The organism is Thioalkalivibrio sp. HK1 (assembly GCA_000583135.1).
GTDB lineage: Bacteria > Pseudomonadota > Gammaproteobacteria > HK1 > HK1 > HK1.
The window spans coordinates 50430-66970 of record JFBG01000001.1; the positions used below are offsets into that span (position 1 = coordinate 50430).

Below are 16541 nucleotides of genomic sequence, written 5' to 3' on the forward strand. Positions count from 1 at the left end.
TTCGTCAAATCCGGGAAATTCCGAACTCCTCGCAGATGGCTTGGCCGTGGGCGTCGAGTTCGGGGGCATCGGGGCCAGAAGGAGCTCTTTGGCCGTCCAAGCGGATGGGGGTGCGAAGGTGGCGAAGGGATGTGGTGGTGTTTTCGGGGTCGGGTAGCAGCATTTCAAGGGCTTTTCCGGCTTCGGTTCGGAGCATCTCTTTCCAGTTCAGGATGCGGGCGCACCAGATATCGTGTTTTATCAGCAGGCTCTCCCACTGTTCGGCGCTTTTGGTTTTGAAGGCGCTTCGAAGGATTGCGTGGATTTCGTTTCGATGGGTGAATCCCGCGTTGGATCCCGAGGCGAAGCGCGGATCCTCTTGCAGGCCGAGGAGGTTGACCAGTTTATCCAACGGGGTCATGGCGAGGGCGAGGTGGCCTCGTGCCGTTTCGAAAACGCCGTAGGGTGCGGGGAGGTATCCGTGCGCGGAGCCTTTTTGGGCGCGTTCGGGGGGGATTTCGTCGTTGTTCAGGTAGGTGGTGAGGAATTCGAACTGCAGATCGATCAGCGCTTCGAGGAGGCTGGTTTCGACGAGGGCGCCTTGTCCGGTGCGCTCTTTGCGGAACAATGCGCCCAAGAGTCCTTGTGCGAGGTTCGCACCGGCGCTGATATCGGCGATGGGCAGGCCGATGGGGACCGGACCCTGATCGGCATTGCCGCTGAGCCATACGATCCCCGATCGGGCCTGTACCAAGAGGTCTTGCCCGGGAAGGTCGGCCCATTGCCCGCTATCGCCATAGCCGGAGATCGAGCCGTAGATGATATCGGGCTTGATGGCTTTGACTTGTTCGTAGCCGAGACCGAGCCGGTCGATGACGCCCGGTCTGAAATTCTGAATCACGAGATCGGCATGGGTGATCAGCGTTCGGGCCGCTGCAAGACCTTGGGGTGATTTGAGATCCAGCGCGATGCTTTCCTTGCCGCGGTTGATCGCATGAAACAGGGTCGATTCGCCGTGGATCTTCGTATCCGAGAGGTAGATATGCCGACATAAATCCCCGGCCTTCGGATTTTCGACCTTGATGACCCGCGCCCCCATATCGAGCAGCTTGAGCGAGGCATAAGGCCCGGCCAAGAACTGGCTGAAATCGACGATCCGAATCCCTTCGAGCGGCGGTGTCATTTCTTTGAAGGGCCTTTTGCGTCGATGGGTGTTTTCAAGGTGGGGCTCAGGGTGTGGAACGAGTGTGTGGAACTAGCCTATGGCTTGGGCGTTATCGGTGTTATCCGAGAGGGCGGGCGTTTCGGGTCGGGGGGATGGCCGGTGTTGCGATCGGAGAGGCTCCTCGGGAGCGGGATATCGACCGCTTCGAAACCCCAAGCCTCGATGCGGGCATCCCTCGCTCGTCACTCTTCGCCGGCGGCGAAGGACTTCAGGATGGTTCGGGTATGCAGTCCCAAGGCCGGGGCGCCCTCGCCCTTGCCCAAGTTCCGGCCATCGATGCGGATCGGGCAGCGTGTGGTGTAAGCCTCATCCCCCGATGCGCTGCGGATGGTTTGTACGGCATCGAGGGCTTCGAAGCCATCGCTTGCGATGAAGTCCGGCCAGTCGAGCACCGGAGCGCACCAGACGCCGGCGGGTTCGAGGATTCCCAGCCACTCATCGGTGGTTCGGGTGGCGAGGATGCCAGCGATGACGGCTTTGATGTCGTTCCTGTCGCAAAAGGCGCGTTCCTGGCCGAAAGCGTCGATCTCGGGTGCTTGAAGAAGCCTTGCCAGTTCGCTCAAAGGAGTCATGGCGATGGCCAGATATCCGCTCACCGTCTTGTAGATGCCATAGGGTGCGGGCTGATAAGGGTTGGCGTTGCCGATCCGATGCCGCTGTGGTTGACGCTTGGCATCGTTGAGAAAGCAGGTGAATTGCTCGAAGGTCAGATCCAAAGCCGCCGATAGCAGGCTGACCTCGACCAAAGCGCCCTTGCCGGTGATACCTCGGCGCAAAAGGCAGGCCAATATCCCCTGAACGAGGTTTCCCGCGGTGGCGACATCGAGCATGGCAAAGCCCGTGGGGATCGGACCGTCGTCGGCATTGCCGTTGAGCCAGGCGATTCCCGATAGCGCCTGCACCAGCAGATCCTGCCCCGGTTTGTCGCGCCACGGCCCCTCGTTGCCGTAGCCGGAGACCGTTCCGTAGACCAGACGGGGATTGATCTTGCGTACCGCCGGGTAGTCGAGCCCGATCCGCTCCATCACCCCGGGGCGAAAATTGTGGATCATCACATCGGCGCTCGCTATCAGCCTGCGGATCTTTTCCAAGTCGGCGGGCTCTTTCAGATCCGCAGCCACGCTCTTCTTGCCGCGGTTGAAGGTGTGGAATACCAAACTGTCGCCTTCGAGGATCTGCTCGTTGACCACCATGGATCGACACGAATCCCCCCCTTGCGGGCGCTCGATCTTGATCACCTCGGCCCCGAGGTCGGCCAAGCGCAAGGCCGCGACCGGCCCGGCCAGGAATTGCGCGAAGTCGAGCACCCGCAATCCGGACAGCGGCGGGATCGTGGCGGTATCCGTCATGCGTGAATCCCTTGTCGGTTCAAGATGAAAGGGCTCTTAGGAAGGGGCTTTTTTCGAGGTTGAACCCCAACGCTCGGGAAAGCTCGATCCCGCCCGATCGAATGATCGCCAAGCACTCTTCGCAGGTGACGGTGGCGTCGATCCGGGCAATGAACCCCGAAGTGATCGCCGCGCAGACGCCCCGGCTGTCGAATACCGGAACGCAGAGGTTTTGCACTCCCTCGATCATCGTGCTCCGGGTATCTTCGTATCCGTCCTGACGGATACGGTCCAGGCGATTGCGCAGTCGCTCGCGCTTAGGGGGTTGTCGTCTCGCCAGATAGCGCTCTTGCTTGTCGGCATCGGAAAACGCCAAGATCACATGCCCCGAGCTGGTCTGCTCTATCGGAAAAAGCGCTCCGGTGCGCACCGAATACCCCGCCGGCCTCGGGCTTTGAATCGAGGTGAGCACGAGGATGTTTTCTCGATTCAAGGCCCCCAAGTGGCAAGATTGCTCGGTGCGCGCAGCGATGTGTTCGAGGATCGGCAAGGCGGCGTGGATCAAACGTTCGGTGGGATCGTGTCGGTGGGAGAGCTCGAACAGTCGCAAGGTCAGCCCATAACGATTCGTATCGGGATCCTGACGCAGGTATTCACGATCGGCAAGGTAGACGACGATGCGGTAGATTTCGCCGATCGTTCGATCCAAAGCGTCGCCGATTTCGTTGATCGTCAATCCGTTCGGTGAATCCGCAAGTAATTCCAGTACATCCAAGGCTTTTTCCACGGCGGGAACCGACGGCTTGGTCTTTTTCATATCGAAAGCCCGCGTTTTTTTCGAGCGTGCATATCAATCCTTTCCTTCCCGTGCGGATTTGAGTCGGTCCTGCTCGATCTTGGCCAAGCATAGAGACATCAACTCGTTTTCATTGCGCAGGCCTTGGGCAGTGCTCGAATCCATCGCCCCTCGGACCGCGGCCTTGACGGCCTGTGTGGCAACGCTGGAATGGGCGGCGATCCGTTGCGCCCATTGCCTGGCAACGGTCAGTTCCTCGCCCTCGTCCACAAGCCATTCGACCATGCCGAAGCGATCGGCATCGATGGCCGAGAAGCGCTCCCCGGTCAATAGAATCTGCATCGCTTTCCCGTAGCCGCACATCCTTGTGAGGTGCTGTGCCGCCCCGCCGGCACCGTTCCAGCCGAGGCGGACTTCCGGGGCGGCGAAGACCGCGGACCTTGCGACCACCCGAAGATCGCAGGCCAGCGCGATCTCCAGTCCGCCGCCCAAGGCCCATCCCTTGACCGCGGCGATCGCCGGGGGACGCAGAGCCAAGAGAGGGGGAATGTAGTCGTTGCGATTTCGCCAAGCCCAGAAGTCCTCGTAGTCATCGAGGGCTCGAAGGTCGGAGCCTGCGCAGAAGGCGCGCTCCCCGGCCCCCCGAACGATCACCACATGACAGGCGGAGGTCTCGTTGGCTCTTGCGCAGCACTGACCGATCTCGAGATACATCCTAGGGGTCAGCGCATTGTGCTTGGCGGGACGGTCAAGCACGATCTCGCCCACATTGCCCTCGATCTCGAAGCGAACCCGGCCGTCGATTTCGCCGTTCATGCCGATCTCACTTGAATTGCAGGTCGGGCAGCCAAAGCGAGAGCTGCGGGATGTAGGTCAGCACGATGAGCATGGCGAAGAGCACGATGTAAAAGGGTATGCAGGCCTTGATGAATCGGGCTATCGATACCCCGGTGATCGAACAGGCGGTGAACATCAGCGTACCGAGCGGCGGGGTGATGCCCGCGATGGTCAGGTTGAAGACCATCACGATGCCGAAGTGAACCGGATCGATCCCCACTTGTTCGATCACCGGAACGAGGATCGGAGTCAGCAGGATGAGCGCCGCCGACCCTTCGATGAACATGCCCACGAGGATCAGCAGCAGGTTGATCAGGATGAGCAGCGAATAGGGGTTCGTGGTGAGGTTCAGCATCTCCTGGGCCACGACGGCCGGGATGCGCTCCCAAGTCATGTAAAAGCCATAGGCGCCGGCGGCGCAGATCACGAGAAGGATCACGGAGGTGGCTTGTACCGTTTGCTCCAAGATCGGCCGGATATGTTTGGGCTTGAGCTCGCCGTGGACGATGCCGACGATGGTGGCGAATAAAACGGCCATCGCCCCGGCCTCGGTGGGGGTGAAGAACCCCAATCGGATCCCGGCAACGATGCCCACCGGCACCAGCAGAGCCAAAAACGCCCCGACAAACGCCCTTCCGCGCTCGGCCCAAGGCATGGGCTTTTCGAAGGCGGGTTCGAGCCCGGCGCGGCGCGATTGAATCGCGACCGTAGCCATCATCGCCATGCAAATGAGCACTCCGGGGACGATACCCGCCAAAAACAGCTTGCCGATCGAGACATTCCCCATGAAGCCGTAGAGGATCAGCCCGATCCCCGGGGGAATGATCACCGAGATGATCGAGGATGAAGCGGTCACGGCGGTTGAAAAGGCCGGATCGTAGCCCCGCCGCGTCATTTCGGGGACCAGCACTTTGGATTGCATGGCGGTGTCGGCGTTTGCCGATCCCGATACCCCTCCGAGCAGGGTCGAAAGAAGAATATTGACCTGCGCCAGTCCCCCTTTCCAGTGTCCGGTCATGGCTTGGGCAAAGGACATCATCCTCGAAGTGATGCCCGCATGGTTCATGACCACCCCGGTCATGATGAAAAGCGGTATCGCAAGCAGCGGAAAGGAATGGGTAACGGCCACCATGCGTTGCACGAAGATCTCGGGTGGGACCGTTCCGGAAATCAAGAAGAAGGAAAGAGCGGCGATGCCGATGGCCAGCGCCACCGGGATCCCGATGCCGATGCAAGCAAGCAAGATGAAAACGGGGGCGAAGGTCACAGGGCTTCATCCGAGGCTCGGGCTTTTTCGGGATCGGCAAAGCCCGGCCGATCCAGCAATCGAAGAAGCGAGGTTATCGACATCCCGGCAAAACAGATGAAGGTGGCGAGGTAGACATAGGAAAAGGGAATGTCGAGGACCGGCGATGGGCGGCTCGCTCCTTTGAGCATCATCGAAAAACTTAGGTAAGTGACGAAGGCCAAAAAGGCGAATACGATGCCATCGCCGATCTTCGAAACGATCGTGCGCAGCTTGCAAGGTAGGAGGTCGGTGAGCAAGGTGACCTTGATATGACGATGGCTGCGCCATGCCGTCATCGCGCCGATGAAGACCACCCAAGTGAACAAGATGCCCGAAAGTTCGGTGGTCCACACCGCCGGACGTTCGGTGATATAGCGGGTGAGCACGCCCCATAGCACCGATCCGGTGAGCAGGATCAGGGCGAAAAACGATACGACGTTCTCCGCCCGGCGCACCCAGTCTCCGATTGTGCCCATTGCTTCCTCTGCATTTTTCCTCTGCGGCCCGTTGCGTGGCCCGAACCCTTTTCGGGCTCGGGCCGGCTCGCCGGGATCCCTAGGTATCAGCGATCGAGAATCGAGCGGACTCGATCATGAAGCCCCTTCGACCAATCGGGGAATTTGGTGTAGACATCGGCGGTGGCGGCTTGGAAGGCCGCGACATCGACATCGCGATTGAAAGTGACGCCCTCGGCTTCGAGCTTGGCAATCCATTCCTCTTGGCTATCGAGCATCAAGTTTGTCATGAAGCCTCCGGTGGCGATGGCCTCCTCGTTCATGATCGCTCGAATATCGCCCGGCATCGAGGCGAAGACCGCAGCGTTCATCATCAGCCCGGTGAAGCCTTTGAAGTGACCGGTCAGCGAGATGACCTTCTTGGTTTCGTGTAGTTTGGCACCGTAGATCGAGGGCAAGGGCGCTTCGGCGCCATCGACCACCCCGGTCGACAACGCCGAATAGACCTCCGCCCATGCAACTTGGGTCGGACGCGCGCCCATCGCTTGGAAGGTCTCGACCCACATGATGTTCGGCGGGGTGCGAAAGGTCATGCCCGCGGTATCCGCCGGGCTCGAAATCGGCTTGTCCGAGAGCATGTGACGGGAGCCGAAGAGCCAGTTGAGCGATAGCAGCTCGATGCTCGATTCGCGGCGCAGGCGATCTTTGAGATCGGCGTAGAGGTCGGAATCGACGATCTTTTGGAAGTCGCGCGGATCGTCCATCAGATAAGGACCGCCGAGCACCCCGAAATCCGGCACGAAATCGCTGAGATAGCCGGGATCGGAGATGGTGATGATCGGTGCCCCGGCGCGCACCTGTTCGAAGACCTCGGGATTCGAGCCGAGCTGGGCATTCGGGAATATCTCGATATCGACGCGGCCCTCGGTGCGGGCCTCGACATTCTTCACGAACTCCTCCATCGCGGCTTGGAGCGGCTCTTTATCCGACGTCACATGCGCCAAACGGAAGGTGAAGTCGGCGGCGTTCGCCACCAGCGGTAAGGCGATCAGAGCGATCATCGCCGCCATCAAGCGGCGGACACGGCCAAAGTGAGATGACATTTCCCCCTCCTCGTTCTCGTTGCGTTCCTTACAGGTGGCGTAGTCGGGTATCGACTACGAATCGGAGCGATAAAATGTAGCGCAGAACTTTCATATTTCAAAGTTATTTTTATACTTGAAAATTTATCCGTTATCGAGAGACTATCAAGGCAGCGCTCGAAAAGGGGGAATGTCATCGTGAGACTCAAGGGCATGACATGGGACCATCCGCGCGGATACGAGCCGGTCGTCGCCGCCTCCGATGCCTATTCGGCCGAGACCGGAATCGAGATCTCGTGGGATAAGCGATCGCTTCAGGCGTTCGCGGACGAGCCGATCCTCTGCCTTGCCGAGCGCTACGATTTCATCGTGCTCGACCATCCGCATGTCGGTCAGATCGCAACTAGCGGTGCGCTTTTGCCGCTTCCGGCGCCTGCCGATCTCGCCGATTCGTTGGGGGGATCGATGGAGAGCTATCTGTGGGACGGCGTGTATTGGGCCTATGCGATCGATGCCGCTTGTCAGATGGCCGCTTTTTTGCCGGATCTCGGAGCGCCGCTACCCGAATTCTGGGAGGATTTGCTGGCACCGGATGCCGCCCGCTTCCGCCCGCTCACGCCGCTTTTGCCGGTCGATGCCTTTGATATGATGATGACGCTGATCGCCGGTCGCGGCGAGGAGGTCATGCCGCACGATCCGGAGCGTTTTTTCTCCGATGAGAGCGGGCGTTATGCATTGGGTGTGTTGCGTGCCCTCTATCGACTCGGTCCCGCCGAGCAGGTGGAGATGAATCCGATCCGGGTCCTCGAGGCGATGTCATCGACCGCCGAGTTCGCCTGCTCGCCCTGTCTGTTCGGCTATGTGAACTATGTGCGCCCGGGTTTTCGCGCCCATCGGGTGGCCTACTTCGACCTGCCGCTTTGCAAAGGGTTCTTGCGGCCTCGCGCGATTCTGGGCGGAGCCGGTATCGGCGTTTCGGCCGATACCGACCACCCCGAGGAGGCCATTGCCTTCGCCCGCCGCTTGGCTTCGCCGCCGATCCAAGGTGGCGTCTATCTTGCCAACAACGGTCAGCCCGCCAGCCGTCAGGTCTGGTTGGAGCAAGCATCGAATCCCGATACATCGGCCTTCTTCGAGGGAGGGTTTCATACGATGGATAACGCTTGGACCCGGCCCAGGGATGCTTGGTTCTTGGATTTCGTCGACGATATTTGCGAGATCATGCCGGACTTTTTCCGAAAAGAGATCGCGCCCGATGCGTTTCTTTCTCGGATCAACACGCTCTACCGCCATCACCTGAAAGGGAACTAAGGAGTGCCAAGACATGCCAGTCGCCGTCATCACCGGAGGAAACAAGGGGTTGGGTCTGGGTCAATCGCGCCGCTTTCTCAAGGCGGGATTCGAGGTCTTCGTCGTCGCCCGCAGCCGCTCGCAGTTCGACACCTTGGGTCACGGTGCGACCTTCATCGAATGCGATATCGCCGCCGACCCTCATGCCGATTGGCTGGCCGATATCCACGCAAAGGCCGGTCCGCTTGCGGTGCTTGTCAACAATGCGGGGATCCATCTGAAAAAGACCGCATGGGAGGTCGCCCCCGATGAACTGGATCGGGTGCTGAGCGTCAATGTGCGGGCGATGTTCATTGCCTGCGGACGCTATGTGACGCTGCATCGAAAGACCGGTGGCGCCATCGTGAATATCGCCTCGATGGGAGGGATGATGGCATTGCCTTCGGCGGCCGCTTATGTCACGGCCAAAACCGCGGTGGTCGGGCTGACCCGCTCCGTCGCCGTGGATGCCGCCGAGTTCGGCATCCGCTGCAATGCGGTCAGCCCGGGCTTCATCGATACCGACATGACCCGCGCGGTGCTGGCCAAAGACCCCGCCCGCCGCGAAAGAATCGAACGCCGCATCCCCACCCGCGCATTCGGCACCTCCGAGGATGTGGCGAATGCGATCTTCTACCTCGCCTCGGATCAGGCCGCTTATGTGAACGGCGTCAACCTGCCGGTCGATGGCGGCTATGTCATCGGGTTTTAAAAAAAGGACACGACAGGTCATGACCCATATCGCAACCAAGCTGACGGCCGCCCGATGCATCACGATCGACGATCAAGAAGTCCCGAACGCCGTCCCTCCTGGTTTCGTCCGTCTGCGCCTTGCCGCCGCCAGCCTTTGCGGTACCGATTTGCACTATTACGCGCACTTCGCCAATGCGGGTTTCGAATTGCAAAATCCGGTGACCTTGGGCCACGAAGCCTGTGCGAGGGTCGTCGATCCCAACGGTTCGGATCTAAGGCCGGGGCAGCTGGTCGCTCTCAATCCGATCATGAACTGCGGGCAATGCGATCCTTGCCGGCGCGGCGAGGAGAATCTATGTCGTCATAAAAACTTCCCCGGTTCGGCCACCACGGTGCCGCATCTCGATGGATTCTTCCGCGAAATCATCGATCATCCCTTGCGATGCTGCCGCCCGGTCGCCGAGACGGTGAACCCCCGCCATCTGACCTTCGCCGAACCGATGGCCTGCGCACTCCATGCCCTCAACAAAGCCGGTGTCGAGGCCGGTCAAGAGGTGTTGGTGATGGGTTGCGGACCGATGGGATTGCTGACCGTTGCCGGAGCCTGCGCTCGCAAAGCGCATGTGAGCGCCGCCGACTTGCGCCCGGCGGCGGTCGATGTGGCGGTGCGCGCCGGAGCCGCCGAGGGGCTGGTGATCGGTGAGATCGACACCGGCGATCTGGAAAAGCGCTTCGATGTGGTCATCGAAGCCAGCGGAGCGATTTCGGCATTCAATACCGCCCTCGAAGCCGTCAAACAAAAGGGACGGGTGGCGATCCTCAGCAATATCCAGCTGACCCAAGCGGAAGTGATGCTGCGGTTGATCATGCTAAAAGAGATCGAGATCGTCGGCTCTTTTCAGTTCAACAAGGAATTCGAGGAGGCGGTTCGATTGATCGAGGAGGGCTCGGTCGATTTCGATACCCTGACCGCCGACCTCTTCCCCTTGGAAAACACCGCCCAAGCCCTGCGCATGATGGCCGACGGCAAGGCTCTGGGCAAGATCGTGCTACTGGGCCCCGACGAGCGTTGAGTCTCTTGCAGCTTGCGCGCTCAAGATCATTCTATGAATAATGAAAAGGATATCCTTGGATATTCTTTTTTGAAATGATGCAACTTACGCGCCATGTCATTAATAGAGCAACCAGATATTCCTCTTTTCACTTTCTAGACGAATGCAGTTCTTTTTTCAGCACATCGATCAAGCACGATCCGCTTCTTATCGGAAGCACAAAGTGATTCACTCCACATATCGTAATAGGAGATTTGGCCAGTTTTCTCGAACTTTCCCTATGAATACCATTGTGTACCAGTACAGCAATGAAACAAGGCGATATGTTCTCGGTAATTCACTCTTTTGCAATCTCGATCCCGTCTTTGATCTGCTCGAGGATACCCTCTACATCGCGAACTTTTTCATCCTTCAACTCCATCGATATAGCCAAAATGCACTCGACTCGATCATCGGATGAATCGTCAATAAAAATCATATAATCGCACCGTCTTCGATTTCGGATATGCAACTCACGGCAATCCATATTTACAATCAAACGTTCTGACGGATGTGGCATCCCTTTCAAACTGACACCGCATTTCCCGCTCTTGCACTTAGTGACACGACACTTCTCGTCGATCCGGTTGGCGATCGAGGCGATCATTTCATTCATCACACCGAACTCCTATGAATTCCGTTGGAGATCAAAGCGTTATCCAGATAAAGACTTTCGCTGACGACATCGTAATCCAACTCGTAGAGCCCGCTTTCCCGATCCAAAACCATCTCATCCACAACCGAGCCTTTCGGGCTTTTCTTCGATTTGAAGAGCCACACCCCGACCTGATCGGGATTCAATGCAACCTTGGCAGTGGAGATATGGGATCGTTCCTCATCGTCAAGACCGGATGCGCGCACGATATTGGCAAGGGTTTGTAAAACCCAATCACTATGCGTGGTCAGAATCACCCTGACCCCGGATTGGACAAGGGCTGCGAGTTGTTGGGTGAATTCCACCTGCATCTTGGGGTGTAGATGCGCTTCCGGCTCTTCGATGATCAGGGTATTTCCCTGCATGACTTTATTGCGTAAGAAAAGCACGATCGGGGCAATCTCCGATACCATGGAAGAGGCGTTATTCAAAGATATCGGTGTTTTCCAACCCTTTGGCTGGTAAGTGAACTCCGGATAATCGATCAGTGCACTTCGTTGGATTCCAATTTTTCCGCCGACGATATTTTTCTCGATCTCGATACTATGGTTTTCCATCGTATGGCGGATACAAGATGCCTTGTTACGATGCAAGTTCGAATCGATATTGATGAGAGACTGAAGAAAATCGGCCATAACACCGGAAAGCTGTGTGGTGGATACAGTTGTCGGCCGAAGACCGGCGGAAGCGGCGTTGCCGACGATTGCACTGACGATCGTTCGGTGGGTATGCATCACACCGGCTCGGTCCGCAGGAAAATAATAAGCCGATTCGTTCAGCGGTTCGAACCATGGAAAGATATATTGACTTGCTATGGTAGAGAGTAATTCACTGCATTTCCAGAGTACATCGAAATCATCCGGATCTCGATTTACAATCATTCGATCGATCCCAAGCGTAGACTTTAGTGCATTGATATCGATCGATGAGGTGTCTGGAAATTCGATCGTCTCTTTTGTGAATTCATCACCTCTCAGAATGGAGCATTGATGCAACGATCCCCTATCGCGAAAAGTCTTTATGATAGAAATGGATGCCTGATCACATCTCGTTGCATTACGAAGAAGATCCTTTCTGTTATCGACCCCCAAAGCCCGACAAATCTGATGGATGATATTTTCATGGGATTCATCGATATATTTATGAATATTCCTCATAATAAAATCAGGTAAATCAATCCGTTGCTCGGCTCTTTTGGCACTGATTTTCTTTTTAGAGAGTATCTCGTAATTCGCCCAGTCTATAATAGAGGAGATTTCTTTTTCAGATAGATATCCTTTTGTTAGTTTTTCAATAAAAAACCCCGTGCCTGTATCGCATAAGCCCTCAAAATGCCTATGCAACGCATAGATCAGTATTGCAAGCCAAGATTTTCCCGTATTGCTGGGGCCAGCGAATACGGTCAAGGGGCGAAGGTCGATCTCGGCTTCGATGATCGGTCCGAAATCATCGACTTTGAGCGTCAAGTTCTCCGACGATAGTGCGTTTCTCATTCTCCTCTCTCCTTGAATCCTGCAGTATCGAATCGGGGTGTCGCAAAGCGATTTCATCCAGTCCGACGGCGGAGAAAAACGAAGCGATGGTATGTTACAGACTCTCGTCTCGCCCTTTAGTCACTTCAAAATCCGAGGCTACTCGGTGGATGTGCGAAGGCGCAAGTGTACCGCACCGAGATTACCGGGACACCCTCGAATCTTACGCGACGACCGGGGCTTTACCCACCACGTTTCATGTAGGTCGGCTTGGCGAGCGATGTTCGTGATGCTCGATCTGCCATTATTCATTGGATCGCTCCTCGATCCGCCGAAGGGGCCGTCGCAGATTCTCGATGTACGGATAAATTTCCAGTCGTCGCGGATTTCCCTTGGGGCTAGGGATGAGTCGCTCGGCACAGTCGTTTCTCTCACTGAAGACCGGCGAAGGGCGACGAGTCGATTCCCAACCAACAAACCATGTCTTGGAAGTCGTGGCTGGAGTATCGCGACCCGTTGTCGTGGCAGATGGGCAAGGCCCATAGTGATGTCCTCGTCGATGGATCCGGAGCGCATCTGCGTCCCCAGCATATTGGCTTGCTTTGATGCGGATAAAGGGGTTGCCACTAACATATCTTCATATCTCCATATAACATCTCAGAGTAGATTGATAGCATCGCAGTTTTATTTTGGCTAGATATCGACAACAGTTCATAATCTGCTTCTCGATTCTTCGAATATATGATCCGAGAGATTTAGGGAGATGCTACGCATGGAAATCGCTTCATGTTCGATTTTTATTAGATTTTTTATTCTGACGCAATTTGTTAATCAAAAAATCACCGCATTTCATCAAAATCAATTTCGATTTTTTATTTTTGTCTATTTGGATCATAGCGTCTTTTAATTTAGTGCGATTGTGCGAATGGATACCATTATGCACCAATACCGGAAAAAAGGTTGTTGATGTATTATTGCCAATCCATTGTTGGGCAGCCTTGATTCCACTTTCTATCTGTTGGACAATGTTCGTTATTCCGTGAATCTTCCCGCTTTTCATCTCAATAGGAACGATCACGATAGAGTCGTTGCGATTGTTGAAATCAAGAAAAATAATATAGTCGCATCGTTTGCCACCGGGTGTAATTTTTAATTCATCGCAGTCCATTTTAATGATTAAGCGATTGGGTGAAGATGGTAGATTCGTCAGATTAACGACGCATTCGCCGCTATTACATCTCTTGGAATGGCATGCTTGATCAACATGATCGGCAATGGAAGAGATATTCGTGCTCATTGTATTTCACCATTATGAATCTCATTGTAGATAGAGGCATTTTTGTTGTAGAGATTTTCACTGATAGCCTCGTAATCCGATCTGTAGATTCCATTTTCTTTTTCCCAAGTCATCTCTTCCACGACGGATCCTTTAGGGCTTTTTTTCTTTTTGAATAGCCATATTCCGACCTGCTCGGGATTCAATGCAATTTCGACATCAGGAATATTTGATCGCGATATATCCTTCAGTGAGTATGAATATACGATATTGGAAAGAGATTCTAAAATCCATTCACTATGTGTAGTCAGGATCACTCTCACACCTGATCCGACAAGGGCAGCGAGTTGCTGGGTTAGTTCTACTTGCATCGCCGGATGTAGGTGCGACTCCGGTTCCTCGATGATCAGTACACTTCCCTCCATGACTTTATGACGAATAAAAAGCACGATCGGAGCAAGTTCCGATATCATGGAGGAGGTGTTTAGTAAAGGTATTGATCGTTTCCAACCTTTAGGACGATATGTGATTTCCGGATAATTAATATGCGGTGATCTTATGACTTCGATTTTCCCATCAATGATGTTTTTTTCTATTTCGGCACTATGATCTTTCATGATACGATCGGAGCGAACATGGTGGGAGAATCTTCTCCTGCGGTATGCGGATGAATCTATAGATATCATTTGTTCAAGAAAATCCGCCAGAGTCCCGGTAATCTGTGCAGGGGGTGATGTCGATGGAAGAATGGAAGAGGCAGCATTACTTATAACTGCGCTTACAATGCTGGTATGGGCTCGCATTATTCCGGTTCGACCGGCAGGCAAATAAGATATGGATCGGCTTAGAGGATCAACCCATGAGGCAATACACTGCCTCGCTATCAAGGAAAGTAAACGCCTATGTCTCATTATCAACTCATCGGAATCGGTTGAATCGTCGCGCTCGTCATCGATACGATTGGATATTCGCTCTATCAAAGAATTATTCATGAAAACCGTTCTTGGCAGATCATTTTTCACCACATCTAGTTCATCACCTTTAAATACAAATAAACGATTTAAAATTTCTTTATTAGAGCAATTGATTTTTTTTATCAAGGAAATTGATGCATGATTTTGTCTTGTTGAGTGGCGAATGAGATATCTTCTATCCTCGATTCCCAATGCGCGACAAATATGGTTGGCGAATCTTTCGTTTGAACGCTCTAAATATTTAGAAATGGCATTCACGATGAAATCGGGCAAGTCGATTATTTTTCCGCTGTCACTCGAATCATACTTCTCCTTGGATGATACGCCTAACGAATCGATGAAAGTATCAATTTCTTCTTTCGATATTTCATTTCTTTTCGAGAGACGAGAAAAAAGGACTCTGTCCAAAAAATAGGGACTGTCTATTTCTTCGATATATCGATGCAACGCATAGATCAATATCGCCAGCCAAGATTTTCCCGTATTGCTGGGGCCAGCGAATACGGTCAGGGGGCGAAGGTCGATTTCGGCTTCGATGATCGGGCCGAAATCCTCGACTTTGAGCGTCAAGTTCTTTGACGGCGGTGCGTTTCTCATGCCCTGCTCTCCTTGAATCTTGCAATATCCAATCGGGGGCGGTGAAGTGCCCCCATTTGGCCCCAAGTCGAAGAAAAACGAGGCGGGGGTGTGTTACAGACTCCCGCTTCGCTTTTTTGTCACATCAAAAGCTGCGGCCGCGTTTGGCGGAGATGCGAAGGCGTAAGGAGTTGATGCGGATGAAGCCCTCGGCGTCTTTTTGATCGTAGGCGCCGCGATCGTCTTCGAAGGTGGCGATTTCGGGGTCGAAGAGGTCGTCGGTATCGGACTTTCTGCCCACCACTTGGACATTGCCCTTGTAGAGTTTGAGGCGGACGCTTCCGTTGACGTATTTTTGGGATTCATCGACCAATGCTTGCAGCATCAGGCGCTCCGGGCTCCACCAGTAGCCGTTGTAGATCAGCTGGGCGTAGCGCGGGGTGAGTTCGTCTTTGAGGTGCGCCGCTTCTCGATCCAAGGTGATGGATTCGATCGCGCGATGGGCTTTGAGCATGATGGTGCCGCCCGGGGTTTCATAGCAACCGCGGGATTTCATGCCGACATAGCGGTTCTCGACGATATCCAATCTTCCGATGCCGTTTTCGCCCCCGATTCGGTTGAGGGTCTCGATCACCGTGGCGGGACTCATCTCCTGACCGTCGACGGCGGTGATATCCCCGTGTCGATAGACGAGTTCCATATAGCGCGGGGTGTCGGGGGCGTCTTCGGGCGAGCGGGTCCAACGCCACATGCCATCGTCCGGTTCGGTCGCCGGCGATTCGAGTTCGTTCCCTTCGTAGGAGATATGCAGGAGATTGGCATCCATCGAATAGGGGGAGGTATTGCCGCCCTCGTGAGGGCTTCGTTTATCGATCGAGATGCCGTGTTTTTGGGCGTAGTTCAGCAACTGTTCGCGGGAGTTCAGATCCCATTCGCGCCAAGGAGCGATGATGCGGATGTCGGGGGAGAGGGCATAGGCGCCGAGTTCGAAGCGCACCTGATCGTTGCCCTTGCCGGTCGCGCCGTGGGAGATGGCGTCCGCCCCGGTCTCGTGGGCGATTTCGACCAATCGTTTGGCGATCAGCGGGCGGGCGATAGAGGTGCCCAGCAGGTATTCGCCTTCGTAAAGAGCATTGGCGCGAAACATCGCAAAGACGAAGTCGCGGGCGAATTCCTCGCGCAAGTCGTCGATGAATATCTCTCGTACCCCGAGGGATTCGGCCTTCGCGCGGGCCGGTTCCACCTCTTCTCGTTGCCCGAGGTCGGCGGTGAAAGTGACCACTTCGCAGCCGTAGTTCTCCTGCAGCCAACGCAAGATGATCGAGGTATCCAGTCCGCCGGAGTAGGCGAGAACCACTTTTTTGACGTCGCCCATGATTTCGAACTCCTTCGATATCCAAAGCGATAGGGGGGCGGGCGGCCCGTTCGAGAGCCCTTCATCGGGGCTTTTGAGGAAAATGAAAGCGAATCGATCCTACTAAGCGA

At 55.2% G+C, this 16541-nt stretch carries 16 protein-coding genes; 4 read left to right on the top strand and 12 right to left on the bottom strand.

The features are described 5' to 3' along the window. Positions 1-4: 4 nt before the first annotated feature. The 7 genes from BF99_RS0100220 to BF99_RS0100250 form a co-directional block, all read right to left on the bottom strand. Positions 5-1162, bottom strand: a complete 1158-nt coding sequence (locus tag BF99_RS0100220; protein ID WP_025769259.1) for a CaiB/BaiF CoA transferase family protein — start codon at positions 1160-1162, stop codon at positions 5-7. A gap of 224 nt (positions 1163-1386) precedes the next feature. Next, positions 1387-2553, bottom strand: coding sequence for a CaiB/BaiF CoA transferase family protein (locus BF99_RS0100225; RefSeq protein WP_025769260.1), 1167 nt, complete (start codon positions 2551-2553; stop codon positions 1387-1389). A 19-nt stretch (positions 2554-2572) separates the two neighbouring features. Continuing rightward, a complete protein-coding gene (locus BF99_RS19820; protein ID WP_051482719.1) occupies positions 2573-3349 on the bottom strand; it encodes an IclR family transcriptional regulator in 777 nt (258 codons plus the stop codon). A gap of 33 nt (positions 3350-3382) precedes the next feature. Then, positions 3383-4144 (bottom strand): enoyl-CoA hydratase/isomerase family protein, encoded by a 762-nt coding sequence (locus tag BF99_RS19825; protein ID WP_051482720.1) that lies wholly within the window; start codon positions 4142-4144, stop codon positions 3383-3385. 7 nt (positions 4145-4151) lie between these two features. Then, positions 4152-5432, bottom strand: coding sequence for a TRAP transporter large permease (locus BF99_RS0100240; protein ID WP_025769261.1), 1281 nt, complete (start codon positions 5430-5432; stop codon positions 4152-4154). Beyond that, positions 5429-5929, bottom strand: coding sequence for a TRAP transporter small permease (locus BF99_RS21680; RefSeq protein WP_081758986.1), 501 nt, complete (start codon positions 5927-5929; stop codon positions 5429-5431). The genes BF99_RS0100240 and BF99_RS21680 overlap by 4 nt, the downstream gene beginning before the upstream one ends. 86 nt (positions 5930-6015) lie before the next feature. Next, positions 6016-7011 carry a C4-dicarboxylate TRAP transporter substrate-binding protein gene (locus tag BF99_RS0100250; RefSeq protein ID WP_025769263.1) on the bottom strand — a complete coding sequence of 332 codons (996 nt, stop codon included), beginning with the start codon at positions 7009-7011 and terminating at the stop codon, positions 6016-6018. A 177-nt stretch (positions 7012-7188) separates the two neighbouring features. Between BF99_RS0100250 and BF99_RS0100255 the strand changes: the two genes are divergently transcribed. Genes BF99_RS0100255 through BF99_RS0100265 form a run of 3 tightly spaced genes read left to right on the top strand, consistent with a single transcriptional unit; the run spans position 7189 to position 10085 of the window. Next, complete coding sequence (locus BF99_RS0100255; RefSeq protein ID WP_156013093.1) at positions 7189-8301, top strand: hypothetical protein; 1113 nt, start codon at positions 7189-7191, stop codon at positions 8299-8301. A 13-nt stretch (positions 8302-8314) separates the two neighbouring features. Beyond that, a complete protein-coding gene (locus tag BF99_RS0100260) occupies positions 8315-9031 on the top strand; it encodes an SDR family NAD(P)-dependent oxidoreductase (protein ID WP_025769265.1) in 717 nt (238 codons plus the stop codon). Between the two features lie 19 nt (positions 9032-9050). After that, positions 9051-10085 carry an alcohol dehydrogenase catalytic domain-containing protein gene (locus tag BF99_RS0100265; protein ID WP_025769266.1) on the top strand — a complete coding sequence of 345 codons (1035 nt, stop codon included), beginning with the start codon at positions 9051-9053 and terminating at the stop codon, positions 10083-10085. 316 nt (positions 10086-10401) lie between these two features. On the opposite strand, the gene BF99_RS22715 is transcribed toward BF99_RS0100265, so the two are convergent. After that, positions 10402-10719 (bottom strand): hypothetical protein, encoded by a 318-nt coding sequence (locus BF99_RS22715; protein ID WP_156013094.1) that lies wholly within the window; start codon positions 10717-10719, stop codon positions 10402-10404. Then, on the bottom strand, positions 10719-12251 hold the full coding sequence (locus tag BF99_RS0100275) for an AAA family ATPase (RefSeq protein WP_197018974.1): 1533 nt from the start codon (positions 12249-12251) through the stop codon (positions 10719-10721). Before BF99_RS0100275 ends, BF99_RS22715 begins: the two co-directional genes overlap by 1 nt. A 459-nt stretch (positions 12252-12710) precedes the next feature. Between BF99_RS0100275 and BF99_RS23870 the strand changes: the two genes are divergently transcribed. Continuing rightward, positions 12711-12836: a hypothetical protein gene (locus tag BF99_RS23870; RefSeq protein WP_306699393.1), complete on the top strand. Its 126-nt coding sequence runs from the start codon at positions 12711-12713 to the stop codon at positions 12834-12836. 178 nt (positions 12837-13014) lie between these two features. Here the strand turns inward: BF99_RS23870 and BF99_RS0100280 are convergent, their stop codons facing one another. From BF99_RS0100280 to BF99_RS0100295, 3 genes are all read right to left on the bottom strand, one after another. Next, on the bottom strand, positions 13015-13527 hold the full coding sequence (locus BF99_RS0100280) for a hypothetical protein (protein WP_156013095.1): 513 nt from the start codon (positions 13525-13527) through the stop codon (positions 13015-13017). Continuing rightward, complete coding sequence (locus tag BF99_RS22310; protein WP_081758989.1) at positions 13524-15077, bottom strand: AAA family ATPase; 1554 nt, start codon at positions 15075-15077, stop codon at positions 13524-13526. The genes BF99_RS0100280 and BF99_RS22310 overlap by 4 nt, the downstream gene beginning before the upstream one ends. A 124-nt stretch (positions 15078-15201) precedes the next feature. Beyond that, positions 15202-16431 carry an argininosuccinate synthase gene (locus BF99_RS0100295; protein ID WP_025769270.1) on the bottom strand — a complete coding sequence of 410 codons (1230 nt, stop codon included), beginning with the start codon at positions 16429-16431 and terminating at the stop codon, positions 15202-15204. Between the last annotated feature and the right edge of the window lie 110 nt (positions 16432-16541).